This window comes from Tahibacter aquaticus, from assembly GCF_004363655.1.
GTDB lineage: Bacteria > Pseudomonadota > Gammaproteobacteria > Xanthomonadales > Rhodanobacteraceae > Tahibacter > Tahibacter aquaticus.
Genome location: NZ_SNZH01000013.1, coordinates 213,570 through 227,469, shown reverse-complemented (window position 1 = coordinate 227,469; position 13,900 = coordinate 213,570). Strand labels below are relative to the sequence as shown.

11 protein-coding genes and 1 tRNA gene are annotated in these 13,900 nt (G+C 61.7%); 4 read left to right on the top strand and 8 right to left on the bottom strand.

Features of this window, described 5'->3' with window-relative positions:
* The first annotated feature begins 476 nt into the window (after positions 1 to 476).
* A complete protein-coding gene (locus tag DFR29_RS20085; RefSeq protein WP_133820424.1) occupies positions 477 to 2,963 on the top strand; it encodes an AAA family ATPase in 2,487 nt (828 codons plus the stop codon).
* On the opposite strand, the gene DFR29_RS20080 is transcribed toward DFR29_RS20085, so the two are convergent.
* The 5 genes from DFR29_RS20080 to DFR29_RS20060 form a co-directional block, all read right to left on the bottom strand.
* On the bottom strand, positions 2,942 to 4,045 hold the full coding sequence (locus tag DFR29_RS20080; protein ID WP_133820423.1) for a D-alanine--D-alanine ligase family protein: 1,104 nt from the start codon (positions 4,043 to 4,045) through the stop codon (positions 2,942 to 2,944). The two genes, DFR29_RS20085 and DFR29_RS20080, sit on opposite strands and share 22 nt — an antisense overlap.
* A gap of 19 nt (positions 4,046 to 4,064) precedes the next feature.
* Positions 4,065 to 4,979 carry a tyrosine-type recombinase/integrase gene (locus tag DFR29_RS30550; protein WP_133820422.1) on the bottom strand — a complete coding sequence of 305 codons (915 nt, stop codon included), beginning with the start codon at positions 4,977 to 4,979 and terminating at the stop codon, positions 4,065 to 4,067.
* Between the two features lie 749 nt (positions 4,980 to 5,728).
* A complete protein-coding gene (locus tag DFR29_RS20070; protein ID WP_133820421.1) occupies positions 5,729 to 7,072 on the bottom strand; it encodes a hypothetical protein in 1,344 nt (447 codons plus the stop codon).
* 99 nt (positions 7,073 to 7,171) lie between these two features.
* A complete protein-coding gene (locus DFR29_RS20065) occupies positions 7,172 to 7,465 on the bottom strand; it encodes a hypothetical protein (RefSeq protein WP_133820420.1) in 294 nt (97 codons plus the stop codon).
* A gap of 3 nt (positions 7,466 to 7,468) precedes the next feature.
* Complete coding sequence (locus DFR29_RS20060) at positions 7,469 to 7,789, bottom strand: GIY-YIG nuclease family protein (RefSeq protein ID WP_166654225.1); 321 nt, start codon at positions 7,787 to 7,789, stop codon at positions 7,469 to 7,471.
* A gap of 441 nt (positions 7,790 to 8,230) precedes the next feature.
* On the opposite strand from DFR29_RS20060, the gene DFR29_RS20055 reads away from it, so the two are divergent.
* On the top strand, positions 8,231 to 8,620 hold the full coding sequence (locus DFR29_RS20055; RefSeq protein ID WP_133820418.1) for a DUF6573 family protein: 390 nt from the start codon (positions 8,231 to 8,233) through the stop codon (positions 8,618 to 8,620).
* Positions 8,621 to 9,079: 459 nt separating this feature from the next.
* Here DFR29_RS20055 and DFR29_RS20050 read toward each other — a convergent pair whose 3' ends face one another.
* From DFR29_RS20050 to DFR29_RS20040, 3 genes are all read right to left on the bottom strand, one after another.
* Positions 9,080 to 9,409 carry a hypothetical protein gene (locus tag DFR29_RS20050; RefSeq protein ID WP_133820417.1) on the bottom strand — a complete coding sequence of 110 codons (330 nt, stop codon included), beginning with the start codon at positions 9,407 to 9,409 and terminating at the stop codon, positions 9,080 to 9,082.
* Positions 9,410 to 9,859: 450 nt separating this feature from the next.
* Positions 9,860 to 10,492 (bottom strand): helix-turn-helix transcriptional regulator, encoded by a 633-nt coding sequence (locus DFR29_RS20045; RefSeq protein ID WP_133820416.1) that lies wholly within the window; start codon positions 10,490 to 10,492, stop codon positions 9,860 to 9,862.
* Between the two features lie 116 nt (positions 10,493 to 10,608).
* A tRNA-Phe gene (locus DFR29_RS20040) sits at positions 10,609 to 10,684 on the bottom strand.
* Between the two features lie 392 nt (positions 10,685 to 11,076).
* Between DFR29_RS20040 and DFR29_RS20035 the strand changes: the two genes are divergently transcribed.
* Both DFR29_RS20035 and DFR29_RS20030 read left to right on the top strand, forming a co-directional pair.
* A complete protein-coding gene (locus tag DFR29_RS20035; RefSeq protein WP_133820415.1) occupies positions 11,077 to 11,466 on the top strand; it encodes a BlaI/MecI/CopY family transcriptional regulator in 390 nt (129 codons plus the stop codon).
* A complete protein-coding gene (locus DFR29_RS20030; RefSeq protein WP_133820414.1) occupies positions 11,459 to 13,834 on the top strand; it encodes a M56 family metallopeptidase in 2,376 nt (791 codons plus the stop codon). The genes DFR29_RS20035 and DFR29_RS20030 overlap by 8 nt, the downstream gene beginning before the upstream one ends.
* Positions 13,835 to 13,900 lie beyond the last annotated feature (66 nt).

Genomic DNA, 13,900 nt, shown 5'->3' with positions numbered 1-13,900 from the left:
CAAGTACTTGTTGGGACAGGAGCAATGCTGCCTTGGCCAACAATCGTGTCGTTCGATGGGGAAGTGGGAATGCTGGTAGACATAGATCCGCGCGTGCGTGGAGCTGTACATGTCCTCAATACAATTTTTCGCGGTTTGACGGTGGCTGGACGGCGGGGTTGAAGGCTTTGCGCACGACAGTTTAGGAAAACCTACGATTGCAGGTCAGGCTAGGCATGCATAAGGGTATGGATTAAGCTGATACAGTGACGTCAAAATTGCCAAGATTTCCTTTTGAACTTATCAAGGCAGCCAGGTCGCGACACATTTTCAATGCAAAGTATGGTGTCTCCCGGCATTACGGGCGTATTCGAGAAGATGGAATGACTTCCGTATCTTTCGCGCACGGACATCGCGCGCGCATCGCCCCCTATTGCCCCGATACACCTCATGATCAGCGTCCTCGGCTTGCCACTAACTAGCGATAACTAGGATTTATGACTGCTTCGAGCCTGACCGGTCAAGATGCGGCACTGAGTACGATTAGGGAATGGGTCGGAGCGAAAGATGTGCACCCGAGGCTGACCCTCGAAGGGCCGTCGGGCAGTGGGAAATCATGGGTGGTCAAGGAGATCACCCGCCTTCTTAGCGGTGATCGTCGGGTGGTGCTGGTCGCGGAGGGGGACCCCTTTAACGGCAATCGTCAGCTTCTTCCCCTTGCAATTGCCTTGTCTCGGGCGCCCAGATTGCGGCGTCTCGCCAAGACCGCAGCTTCCGAGGCGGGCCGGGGCGTTCCTATGGCGGGTAGCTTCATTCAGTTCTCCGTGAACATGCTGCTCAACTATCGCGAAATCGCACAGACACACCAAACGCCATTCTTGCCTCAGGCTGAGCGTGAATTGCTAATTGAAATCGAGCGACGAGCAGAAGAAAACGACGTTCTGATCGTCCTCGAAAACCTGCACTGGTGGGATGGGCAGTCGCTCGACCTTTTAACTCTGATCTTGACCAACAAGCTCGACGGTGTTTTTCCATTCCTGACGCGGACCAAGTTTCTTGCGGTATTGACGCCAGACCAGAACACAACGCACCCAGACAAACTTGCCAAGATTCGCCAGTTGCTTGGTGGAGCGACGGTCAAACTGGAGCCTTGTCTGGAGGCGCTTTTTGGCAAGCTTCTGATGGCGCTCGGTGCCCGACAATTGCCCGATGGTGACACGCTGGCCGCCCTGTATCGTGCGTCACGGGGTCACTTAGCGATGGCCCAGCGGTTGGCGCAGCGACTCGACACGCCTACTGCCTCTATATCGTCGCCTGCCGTCTCCGACATTGATGCGCTTTGCCGCGAGCTTTTGGAGGAACGAATCACCTTACTCGGTGCTCGGGGCGTGAAAATGGCGAGCCTCCTGTGTCAGGCGGCAGCAATCGGGTTGTCATTCACCGACAGCGAAGTTCGTTGCCTTGCAAAAGATCTGTCTCCAGAAATCTCCGCTTGCTTAGATGATGCACGGCGATTGGATCTGCTGTCGTCAGACAGCGATCGTCTCGTCTTCTCACACGAAATCATCCAGCGCTACTTTTCCCAGGTAAGCAAGGAGCGGGACCCCGACGTTCACCGCCGTTTCGCGGAATGTTTACAACTGCTGCGTCCCGGGGACTATCGCTCGCGGTGGCACCATCACTCCCTCGCCGATCAAGGCGACCTTGCATCCATTGCGCGTGCTCACCAAGCGTTGGCCGAAAGAAGGACGGGCGTCGCAGATCGCAGCTCGTGTGTCGTTGGCTACGGGTTGCAGGGTAGCTGTGGACGGTTTGTCAAAACGATGTGGGAAGCCTGGGATCACTACGATAGTGGTCGGTATGACGCAGCCATTGAGGTTGGAAAGCACATCGATGAGACACTGCCCTCATCGCTGCTCGCCGAACGCGATTGCCTGATGGCACGCTGCTATGTCAATGGACTGACTAAGGACCATTGGCGGGCTGCACGCAATGTTCTGCAGCGCTGGGCCAAGGCGATAGATTCGGAGATCGAGGTCTGGAGTCGCCTAATGCTCACTCAAATCATCGTCATGTACTACGACGGTGATGTCGATGGCGCCAAGTCTGTGGCACACGAGCTGGCGGCAAAGCTCAGTCCGCGCGAAAAGTTCGATCGTGAGGCAAGCAGGACTTTAACGCGCCTCAAACTAAAAGCCGACATGCTCTACGTGCCGGAAGTCGCTGCAGCAATGATTTGCGAAGCACTTGATCTATTCGGCCCGCGCGAACGGCAGCCTGACGTGAGTGATCCAATAAACTATTTTGTTGGGCTGACAAATCTCTCAGCAAACCAGATTCTGAATGGCTCGTTCCAGTCTGCCTTCGCTACAGCGCAGGACGGCGAGCGATTCTTGGCCGAGCTACAGGCAAAAGGTCAGCATTATCTATTTCCGCGGGTTGATATGCTGGCCAACAATCTGATTGTAGCGGGGTTTCGTGCTGGCATCTTAACCGCAGCTGCCGCTGCAGCAGCAGTAGGACAGGCCATTGCGTCTGGCCCGAAATCCACCGACACCACACTACTGAGAAGTAATCAAGCCGTCCTCATCACGCTCGACGGTCGGCCAGCAGAGGCCCTGCCCATCCTCGAAGAGATGACCGCAGTTGTTTCTATCGCGCCTGATTACGACGCCTACTATACATATTTCATATTCGCCAACCTGACTGGGGTTCAGTACGCTCTCGGCAGCGATCAGGATGCTCGTAAGTCCTGGGGGCGAGCAACAGAAGCTCTCAAACGTATCGAGATGCCGATCAGGCCTTATCTTGATCGCAGGCACGCCATACAAACCGCATGCCTCGATCGTAATACTCCGGGGACAGTGTCGGATTGGGAGGACTACATCGGTCACTTCGGAAACATTTCCGAAGTGGGGCCTGGCTGGCAGCACTTCGGTCGAGGCTATTTGCTTTCGGACCTTCAGTATTGGGCCGAAGACTGAGGTCTTGCCGCAGCTAACTTGGCGCCGACCAACGCTGCAAGCACATCGGCATATTCCAGGCCAAGTGTCGCGAATAGATGGGCGTACGAGCTTTGGCGCGTCAGGTGGGGCGTTGTCGATATGTCGATGATGTACTCGTTGCCGGCGGCATCGAGTCGGAAGTCAACCCGGCTAAAGAAGCGGAAGTTCAAGAGCTCGCAGGCTTGAATCGCAGCGGCACGCAGTCGTGTCTGATGCATAGGCGTAAGCATTTCATGCGCGCCGTATCGGTAGCGATCATCCCAGACCAGATCGTAGGTTAGGAAGTCCGCTGCATCGCTCGCGCCGCTGTTGTTCAATAGCACCGTGGGGGCGGCGAAACGGACGGCACCCAACTCAAGCACCGGAACCTCGACCTCCATTCCTGCAATGAAACTCTGCACCATGATCGCTTGGTTGAGATCTGATGCGAGCTCCACGACATGCTGCGCTATTTTTGGCGACCATTCCCCAACACCTTCGGCCGACACACCAATACTGCTGTCCTCATGAAGCGCCTTGGCGATGACTCGCTCGCCGGGGCTTGGCGTGCTTCCTGCGAGCCAGCTCTTGCCCGGTTCAAACAACCAACTCGTTGGAACCCTTAGGCCGAATGAACCGAGTAGTTTGGTCCAATGGAACTTGTGCCTATTGATTGCGGAGCTGTAAGCGTCCGAATTCAGCGTCTCAATACCCTCAAGTGCGCAGAAGGATGGGATGAGGCAACGGCGTCCAGGCCCGGTTCCGTTGATCGAACCGGCGTAGACAAGTTTATTGATCTGCCGAAGGGCATCTAGCCCTCCCTCAGCAGCCCAGTTAATGAACTCTACTTCGTCATGAAAGTGCTGGACGTAGAAGCCTAGGCTGCGCAACGCAACGATCAGATCGTCCAATTCCTGAGCGCTAAAGAAGCTGGTCGTGATCGAGTAGCGGCTGTAGTCACGGCGCACGCGCGTGAGGCCCTTCACGCAGATGACTAGAATGATTGCTGTTTCTGATGCTGCTCGCCGACCGCTGAGAGCTGCCTCACGCACGAGATGCTCATTGCCAATGTCGAGATACATGCATAAATCCTAGTTATCGCTACATGCCTCGCAACGGATCGGCTCTTAGGAGTGCATTTCGTAGGCTTTCGTCCACTACGCGTGTGTATACCTCGGTCGTCGAGATGCTTGCGTGGCCAAGCAGGCGTTGCACGAAGCGGATGTCAACGCCGGACTCCAAGAGCAGTGTGGCGGCCGTATGACGCAGACAATGCGGCGTTACGCGCATAGCGACATCGCAGGAAGTGCGAAGTCGATGCAGGCGTAGCCGGAAGGCCTGTGGGGTTAGCCGCATGTTTCTTCGAGTAACAAATAGCGGCTCGCTGATACTCGTGGCGGTGGTTCTTCCATCGAGAGCTCGGATCAGTTTGCCCTGCAAATCCAAGCTAGATACGAAGACCGTTCGCTCGCGATTCCCCTTTCCCCATATCCTGATCGAAGCCCCATCAGGTGAAATGTCTCCGACATTGATCGCGCAAAGTTCACTGATGCGAACACCTGTCGCGACAAGCATGCGAACTGCGAGTTGGGTCGAGGCATTGTTCCTTTCCTCAACGTGATAGCCCTTAAACAAACGAGCGACATCCTGGCGTGGGACTGCTCTTGGCAGACGTTTTGGCAGCCGAATTTCTACGTTTGAGTCTTTGATCGGCGATTGACTAATACTTCCATTCTTGACAAGCCACGCAAAGTAGGTGCAAAGCGCGGCCATCTTTCGCTTTGCTGTCGCGGGGCTATTTCGTTCGTCGATGCGCAGCCAAGTCACGAACTCTGCCGCGAAATCCGATCTGGCGCTGGTAGCCGGCGTATTGGAGGTAGGACATCGAGTTAAAAATCGCGCAAGACAGCGAACATCAGAGGCATACGCTCTGACAGTGTGCGGCGACCTTCCGAGCGTGCTGCCGATGTAGTTTGAGAACGCAGATAGTGATGCAATAACGGTTTCCGGGGACATGGTTATAGCGCTTTCAAGTGAGCGGAACCGTTCTTTACGTCAGTGCTTCCTTTTCAGCCAGTCGTCTCGGCCGGGGGCCGAGCTATGACCCAGGGGGCGCCCCATCCGCCCACCTCGTTTTTTCCTACACCCGTGCCGGCGCCATCGGCGACGGCGCGCTGATCGAAGTCACCGAACATGCCCACGAAGCCGGATTCCGGATCCCGGTTTCGGTCACCGCTGCGGCTTGGGCCGACTGCGTGGAATGGCCGGAAGCCAAGCCCGATCCAGGACGAGAGCGGAAGGCTGTGGGATCTGGTATTCCAGGCGGCGGGCGTTGGCCGCCCGGACCGCGGCGCGGTGAACGGGAATCGCATCACCTTTGAGCTCTTCGTGGTCCGGCGAGGGGAGGGGGGCTGGTCCGAATCCAACTGGATTTGCACGTTGGGCCGGAGGCGGCGCGAGTCGGTCGGTACTATCCTCGCGCCAAGCGAAGATTGAACGGGCCAAGTAGTCGGGGTTAGTGGAGACGAACGGTTCTTGCGAACTGGCGACGATGACAGCGCGTCGCCCGTATCGCAACGCCGCGTCGTTGCGGTCCGGACGATGTGCAGGGAAGCGCGACGCGGGCCGAGCGCCGATCGTGCTCGGCCCCGACGTCTGCGTGTCCGTCTGCGATTGCTGTACGACGCAAGCCGCCCATGCCATGGAGCGCGATCAGGTCCACGCCGCTCTGCATTTGACGCGACACAGATCGCCAGCGCCGTTCCCTACGATTCGAAGTCGTCCGCGAAGATCAAGTCCGCCTGTGGCAGGGTATACGCGTATACCATCCCGCGCTCGGCGGGTTCGCCGGGCGACGTACCTTCGTAGGGCGCGCCGACGAGCAGGGATTTTGCGTCGAACGCGATGGACGCGCCGAAGCCGTCGCCGGGCGAACCCGTCGCGGGCGTGAAGCGCTGCATCTCGTTCCACAAGCCCGCCGTGCGCACGAACTGATAGACCGAACCATAACGGTCGGGCAGGGGAGTCGTGAGGTTTCCAGGGGATTTGCCTATCCAGGCTGTATCGCCGCGCAGGGCTATCGCGAGACCGAACTGGTCGCCCGTGTGATGGTCGGCTGGACCTTCGCCGACGCCGTCGGAAGCATTCAGGCGCGCCTGCAGATTCCAGACGGCAGGAGCGCTCCGGACGAACGCATAGACGGCGCCGCGATTGTTCTGGCCGGCCAGGTTGGCCAGCCGGGAGCCGATCAGTGCCGTATCGCCATCCAGCGCCAGGGTGCTGCCGAAGTTGTCACGCGCTTCGCCATCGGCGGCGCTCAGGCGCGCGCGCTGCGTCCAGGTACCCACAGTGCGAGTGAATACATACGTGGCGCCGCGATATGTCACGCCGCTGACGTCCTGAAACTCGGCGCCGATCAACAGCGTATCGCCCTGCAGCGCAACCGCGGCGCCGAAATGAGGGTAGGTGCTCGAATCGTTGGCGACCAGCCGCTGTTGTTTCGCCCAGTTGCCCAGGGCATCGCGTACAAATACGTAGACCGCACCCTTCCGATCGTTTTCGCGGCTGGCACCGACCACGGCGGTATCGCCGTCGAGCGCGACTGCGATACCGAAACGATGGCAGCCGTTCGTCAGGACGCAGCTCGTCGTCGGATTGTCCGGGACGAACTTCCTCTGCTGTATCCAGTCGCCTGCCGGGTTCCGTTCAAATATATACGCCGCGCCAATCCCTGAGGCTTGTCCGCTGGCGCCGGCAAGCAGGCGCGTACCCTGCAAGGCGACGGTGCCCAGATTGCTGGAGATGCCGGGATCGGACGGTATGGGCTGCGACGCATGCTGCCACTGGCTGCCCACGCGCTCGAAGATGTGGACGGCTCCGGCATCTTCGATGCCGTTGGTGTTGGCGGTAACCGCGCCGATCGCAACCCGGTCTCCCGACAGCGACAAATGGCTGCCGAATACTGCGCCGGCTTCGTTCGACGGACTCAGGATCTGCTGCGCGGGCGATGGCTCGACGTCGGCTCCCGCAGGATTCGCGCCCAGCGGCGTAACCGTCATGCCAAGCACGGCGGAGCAGATAAGCGCTTGGATACCATCGTATCTTTTCATGGAGATTCCCGGCGGCGGTTTGGTCTATGCAACTTCTGCCGCAATAGGAAAAAAACTCTCATGAAAATTGTTCGCGACTGACGGCCCGACGATCCGACGCTACGGTGCCGGCCGCCACATCGCGGCTGTCGTCGTGCCTCCCTCGCCGTCGTCCACCGGCTGGTCCGGCGGCACTCGGGCGATGCCGAACTCATGCGCGTACTTCATGAGGCGCTTGCCGAACATGCCGTTGGGCGATGCGCCGCGGACGCCGACATCCCGGTGGTAGAAGCCGAGGATGGCGCGGATCACGTCCACCGTGCTGAAAAGCTGCTTGTTGCGCCGCAGCCGTTCGATCGCGGTGCGAATCTGGTCGTCCGTGACGGCCTGGATCGGGTTGCTGGAATCGTTCATCGGTTACCTCAACTTGTCTGCGGCGATGTCCTCAGCCGTGCGGGCGATGGCGCCAACGCTGCCGAACCACCGGGCCACGTCCTGCCAACCTACGCGGAACCACTCTTTCCCCACGCAGGTACTCGAGAACTGCTGTTGCGCGAGCCGTTCGGCCGCCAGCGCGTCGGCCTCGGTGGGGTATTTGAAAGCGGCCGCCACGGACAACGCGCGGGAGTTGCCGCGCTTCAGGTTCGCGCCGAGCCGCCATTCAGGTGGGTTGTTCGAGAAACCGATCTTGGTCCACGGACCGCTGGTCTCGCCGGGGTGTGGTTCTTCGGCGATCAAGTAAACGTAAGCCATAGGAAAACCTGCTGAAAGAGGAAAACAAGCCGGTCAGGATCCGCTGCCGGTCAGCAGGCGGTTGAACCCTCACCGGATGGGTCGGTCAACGCGGGTTGACCGTCCGAGGACCAGCGAAATCGGACGGCCGAACGGTGCGTAGGCGTGGACAACCTTCCACCACTGCCGTACAGCGACGACTCCTCTCACAGGACAAGCGGAAAACGGAGCTAAAGCAGCCCTCGCGTTCGGCTTCTCCGGTCAAGGGCCGGCCCCCGGCCCGAGTCGTCGCTCCCTTCGATCGCTCCAGCCCGCACCAGCCGTGGTCCTGCGCCGGCGTTCCGCCGCCGCTCCCCTGACCGCGCCTCCCTCCGGGCGGGGGTTCGCCCATTCCGGGCATCGGAACCCCGATGCCCGGGGACCGGACCACGAAGGAAGGAGCAGCGCATGTTCACCAACGACGACGTCATCCATACGTACACCCGCCGCGAGGCCCTCGACGATGGCGTGCTGATGGACGCCGGGGCGATGGCGCAGGAAGCCGGCTTCAAGGTGCCCGTGGCGCTGACGGCCCAGGTCTGGGCAACGTGCGTCAGCTGGAGCCCGGATGAAAGGACGCCGCAGGACGAGGACGGCCGGCTGTGGGACGTTGTCTGGATGGCGTCGCTTGCGGCACGAGCTGCTGCCCGCCGCGGCGACACCGGGCGGGTCGAGTTTGATGTCCGGGTGGTGCCACGCGGCGGACGCCACCCGCAGCTGACGAGGCTCGCCCTGGTACTTGGACCGGGCGACCAGGGCGAATGCGTCGCCACGATCCTCGCGCCGGACGAAGACTGAGCCGGATGAGTCCTGGCCCTGGGGGAACCGTCCCTCAGGGCCAGACGCAGGAGCAGAGATGGTGCAGCCCCCCCCGCAGAACCTGGGGCAGCGTTTCTCTCGACTTCAAAACCGCGGGTTTGCTACGTTCGCCGCCGAGCCCAGGTATCCCTCGGGCTATCCTTTTTCGAGCCGTTAGCGCGCTGACTCCCTCAGCGGATCAGTCGCTTACGATGGGGTGTACATCCATCCCATCGCCCGCTATTCTTTTGCCGGTTTTTCATCTTTACGTGCAGATTCAATAGGTTGGCAGAGGGTCGATACCTAGGATTTTCCTCAGTCGAGGTATCCTTTTACGCCGCTCATGATCGCGGACTTCAGCTCGGACGAGGTGCAGTTACGGCGGGCCTTTCACCGGCGCCCATCTCAAAGAAAGCGTAGGTATCCACGGGCTAGCATAGGCACCAAGCAGTGCGTACGTTACTCCTCCGGTTCCTCCGGCTCCCTCCTGTCCTCCGGATCATGCACCAGCCGATAATCGAAGTCCTGAACGAGCTCAAGGACCTCTTTGTTGTATTCCGTCTGCGAGTCCTCTGGGGCGCCAAGAGGGTATTCCCATAGGTTCCAAACGACCGTATGCCCCTCGTCGCCGACTTCGGCCTCAGCGTAGTGGGTTCTGCGAGGCCCCATGCTGGATTCACTACCTTCCTCGACCTCGTCTTGCCACTCCAACTCATCGGACGGGATCTTGACCTGTTTGTCGGTTGCTATGACCCTAAAAATCGCATTTCCGGAACATTCGGGGCGCATGTCGCATTCTTCCTTTGTGGTCGCTTAGCCGAGCTTAAGCGCACATCGAAAGGATAGCGAGCAAGTGAGTGAGGGGCGGAGTGGTGAACTGCCCTGAGCGGCGTGCCACCCTGACGTTGCCAGACCCACTGCCGCTCCAGTGCCCAATCATCCAGGCGCTAAAGCGGATCTTTTCGTCTCAAGCAGCACACGCTCGGCTTCCCGGCCAAGTAGTGCGGCCCAGCGAGCGCGGTCGTTGCTGCGCTTGTCTGGATTCCACGTCAGCTTCTTGTGCTCGGCCTGACCGTGACGGATCGCGCTGGCTGCGGTGCATTGCGGAGGGCCGTCCGGCGAGCGACCCCGGCGACCTTCCAACCCGCTCCTGCTGCCCCGATCGTCGAATCCCGAGGACTGCGGCTTGGCTTTATGACCGTGCTTCGGTTCTAGCACGGTCTCCTTGGCGCCGCTCGGTCAGAGCGGTTCACGTCGATAGCGGTTAGGTTCAGCATCTGGCATGGATTCTTCCAAAACGGTTTGAAAGGACGATGCGGCCGCGTGCGCGGCTGCGCGCGCGCTCGCCTCAAGGTATTCATCCAGCCGAAGCCACACCACCTCGTCGTCGTCGCTGCGGTCGTGCTGCAGCGATTCGACGAACTCAATCGGGCGGCCGGAGGCGCTTCTGACGACGAACAGCCATTCCTCGTCGGGCAGGCCGGTGCTGAGCAGGCCCATGAACGACGTGCGGCGGACCTTAGGTCGCCGCCCGCCGCGGAACGGCGGCTCGTCGAAGCCGGCGCCGGCCCAATCGGGTGCGAACAAACCGTCCGTCACGGGGGCTACCGTCGTAGCAGCGATCGACCGCGGTGCTTTCGACGTGCCGGCGCCGCCGTCGATCCAAGCGATGAGCGCCGCCGCCGGATAACGAACGAGCTTCGGACCCAGCGCCATCCACGCCGGCGGCGATACGCCATCGGCGCGCCATTGCTGCAGCAGCCGCGTCGAACACCGCAGCAGTGCGGCGACGTCCTTCTCCGTCAAAAGCAGCGGCCGCGGGAACGCCGCAACCGCCGACAAAAGTGGATCTGTGGACAAAAGGCTCGTCATGGAACAAAGCCTACCGCAACGGATCGGCCGGCGGCATCATTCGGTTCGCCAGGGAGCCACAAGGGAGCCATAGCCCGTGGGTTCGTGACGACGCGTGACGTAAGTGCTTGATTAAATGGTGGCCGGGGACGGAATCGAACCGCCGACACGGGGATTTTCAATCCCCTGCTCTACCAACTGAGCTACCCGGCCTGAGTGTTGCTGCGTGCGACCAGAGCGGTCGCAGCGGGAAGGCCGCGTATTAAATCGGGGCAGGGTTGCGGAGTCAAGCGCGGATTTCGATTGCTTAAGAATTGACCAGCCGCTGCCGTTGGCCAGGTCGTTTGCAGGATGCGCCTTTTGCGCGGAAACAAGCGCGCAGTGCGGCGATTTTCGCCTCAGCAGGTGTGGGGGCTGCCCTGGTTACTCCGCGCGCCGGAGCAGGCGGGGCAGACTCCTCGTACTGGCCTGCGCTGGGGGCGGGCGGGCACGTGGGCGAGCAGACACGCAGGGACGACAGCGCCGGCGCGGCCATGACTTCCGGCCAATTGCAACCGCATCACCCATCTACTACAACTGTAGTACGACAGGTGTAGAGAGTGGCTATGGCGAATGCGCCGGATGTGGTGTTGAGCGATCTGCAGATTGCGCTGATGCGCGTGCTGTGGTTACGCGGGGAATGCAGCACGGCAGAGGTGGCCGAGGTGCTGGCGCAGGAGCGGGGGATCAAGCACACCACCGTGGCGACGATGCTGACGCGGCTGGAGAAGCGCGGCGTGGTGGCGCTGCGGCGCGATGCGCGCCAGGTTTATTACGTGGCGCGGGTAAGCGAGTCGGAAGTGCGGCGATCGATGGTCAGTGAATTGCTGGGCAGTCTGTTCGGCGGTGACGCCAAGGCGCTGGTATCGCATCTGGTGGACGAGGCAGAGATTGCGCCCGGCGATCTGGAAAAGCTGCGCAAGAAGCTGGCCCGGGGAGGGCGCGAACATGAGTGAGCGCATCGGCATCGTGCTGCTGACGTTGTTGCTGCACGCGACGCTGTTTCTCGCCGTGGCCTGGGCGCTGGAACGGTTGGGCTGGGTGCGGCGTGTAGCGGCGCGGGAATTTCTCTGGCGCAGCGCGGTGCTGGGTAGTGTTGCCAGCGCGCTGCTGCAGCTGGGGCTGGCGGCCACACAGGGCGGCCCGCTGCTGGCGCCGCTGCTGCAGGTGCCGATGCCGGCAGCAGACTCGCCTGCGACGCTGGGCAGCGCGCCGGTGCCGCCATCGGAGGCAACACGTGCGCTGTCCACGCGGACTACGCCCGCGGCGTGGGCCAAGGTCAGCACCGTGCGCGATCCGGAAACGGTGCAAGCCCATTCGCCCGCCGCATTGGCACTGCGGGCGGACGGTAAGTCAGCGCCAGCGGCACTGACGATACCGGCTGCGTTGCCGGCGCTGGTTGCGCGCAGCCTGCCGTGGCTGCTGGCAGTCTGGCTGGTCTATGCCTTGTGGTGCGGGCTGCGCCTGCTGCTTGCCGCAGTGGCATTGCGGCGGCTGCAGCGCAATGCCTTGGAACTCGAAGCGAGCGAATGGCAGGACGATGCCGCGCAGGTGGCGCGGGCGTTCGCTGTTGCGGTGCCGTCGCTGCGCATCAGTACCGAGATCGCCAGTCCGATGGCGACCTGGTCGGGGCTGATCCTGCTGCCGGTCTGGGCCTTGCCGCTGCCGCGCGAGCAGCGCCGTGCGCTGTTGGCGCACGAACTGTCGCATCTGGTGCGCCTGGATCCTCTGTGGCGTTTTGGCCTGGCCTTGTGGCGTGGGCTGCTGTGGCCATTGCCGTTGAGTGCAGTTGCCCTGCAGCGCCTGGATACGCTGGCGGAACTGGAATGCGATGCCGCCGCGGCGCGCGTACTCGGCGACGGCCGGCCGCTGGCCGAATGCCTGGCGCGGTGTCTGGAGCAGCGCCTCAATCCTCAATTTCCCGCGTTCGCCGTGGCCATGGCTGCGCCGCGTTCGCCCCTGTTGCAACGAGCCGAGCGTCTGCTCGAAGGAGTTCCGATGTCTGCGTTTCCAATTTCCCTGGGTAGCCGCCTGTTGCCGCTGGCGGCCGTGATCGTGGCGGCACTGGCGGTGCCGGCGTTCGTTATTTCCACCGCGGTATCGGCCGATTCGGTGCGCATCAGCCGTTCCGATTCGCAGAACACAGGCTGCGACACATCGAGCGGAAGTTGTACTTCTGCACAAACGATCAATGGAAACACGCGTATCAGCATTCGCTCGGCCGGGCACAAGCTGGAGTTCCAGTCGACTGGCGAGGTGTCGTTCAACGAGACCGAGACGGCGATCGAATCGCTGTCGGCCGGCGCCAAGGTGTCGTTCGAGGAGAGCGCCGGCGGTGTGACGCGCAAGGTCGAGTATGTCGGTGCCGGCGACAGCGTGAGCAGCCGCTACTGGCGCGACGGCAAGGAGCAGGCCTTCGATGCGGAGGCCAAGGCATGGGTGGCGGCGATCGTGCCGCAGCTGTTGCGCGAATCGGCGGTGAATGTGGCCGAGCGCGTGGCCCGTCTGTACAAGCGCGGCGGTGCGACCGCAGTGCTGCAGGAAGTGGCGCAGATCAAGTCGGACTATTCGCGCGGCCGGCACCTGGGCGAGCTGCTGAAAAAGCACGAGCTGACTGCAGCCGAGCTGGATCTGGCGCTGGCCGAAGTCGGCAAGATCGGTTCGGACTACGAGCGCCGCCAAGTGCTGTCGGCGACGCTGGCCAATCAGCAGGTGGCTGCGCCGCAGTTGACCAAGGTGTTGCAGAGTGCGGGCAGCATCGGGTCGGATTACGAGCGGGCGGAATTGCTGGTGCAGTGTGCCGGGCGCATCGGCCGCGATGCACAGCTGCGCCGGGTATGGCTGGACGTGGTCGACGGTATCGGTTCGGATTACGAGCGCCGGCGCAGCCTGGAAGCCTTGCTCGACCGCACGCGCGGCGACGATGCGGCCTTGCTGGAAATTCTCGCTGCCGGCGGCCGTATCGGTTCGGACTACGAGCAGCGCAGCTTGCTCATCGGTGTGGCGGAAAAAGCCGACGATGTGGAGAAGCTCGCACCGCATTACGCCAAGGCGGTGGCCAGGATAGGTTCGGACTACGAGCGGCGCGAAGCGCTGCTGGCCTTGCTGCGCAAAGGTTCGCTCAAGCACGACGGCGCACTGGCGGTGCTGGATGCGGCGGCGGGCATCGGGTCGGATTTCGAATGTCGCGAAGTGCTGGTCGAACTGGCCCGTCAGATGCCGGACGACGCGGCGGTGCGCCAGCGCTATATGGACGTGGCGGCCAAGCTGTCGAAGTTCGAACGCGAACAGGCGGAAGAGGCGGCCGGCCTGGTCCGCGGTTGAGCGGTACTGGGTGTGGGCTCATCGTTGCCGCCGCGGCGGCATGAATGAAATTTCATCGCCGCCTGT

Coding starts and splice junctions, on each gene's coding strand:
- DFR29_RS20045 (WP_133820416.1), bottom strand. CDS start 10,492: ATGACGAGCCTTTTGTCCACAGATCCACTTTTGTCGGCGGTTGCGGCG.
- DFR29_RS20080 (WP_133820423.1), bottom strand. CDS start 4,045: ATGTATCTCGACATTGGCAATGAGCATCTCGTGCGTGAGGCAGCTCTC.
- DFR29_RS20035 (WP_133820415.1), top strand. CDS start 11,077: ATGGCGAATGCGCCGGATGTGGTGTTGAGCGATCTGCAGATTGCGCTG.
- DFR29_RS20085 (WP_133820424.1), top strand. CDS start 477: ATGACTGCTTCGAGCCTGACCGGTCAAGATGCGGCACTGAGTACGATT.
- DFR29_RS20055 (WP_133820418.1), top strand. CDS start 8,231: ATGTTCACCAACGACGACGTCATCCATACGTACACCCGCCGCGAGGCC.
- DFR29_RS20065 (WP_133820420.1), bottom strand. CDS start 7,465: ATGAACGATTCCAGCAACCCGATCCAGGCCGTCACGGACGACCAGATT.
- DFR29_RS30550 (WP_133820422.1), bottom strand. CDS start 4,979: ATGTCCCCGGAAACCGTTATTGCATCACTATCTGCGTTCTCAAACTAC.
- DFR29_RS20050 (WP_133820417.1), bottom strand. CDS start 9,409: ATGCGCCCCGAATGTTCCGGAAATGCGATTTTTAGGGTCATAGCAACC.
- DFR29_RS20030 (WP_133820414.1), top strand. CDS start 11,459: ATGAGTGAGCGCATCGGCATCGTGCTGCTGACGTTGTTGCTGCACGCG.
- DFR29_RS20070 (WP_133820421.1), bottom strand. CDS start 7,072: ATGAAAAGATACGATGGTATCCAAGCGCTTATCTGCTCCGCCGTGCTT.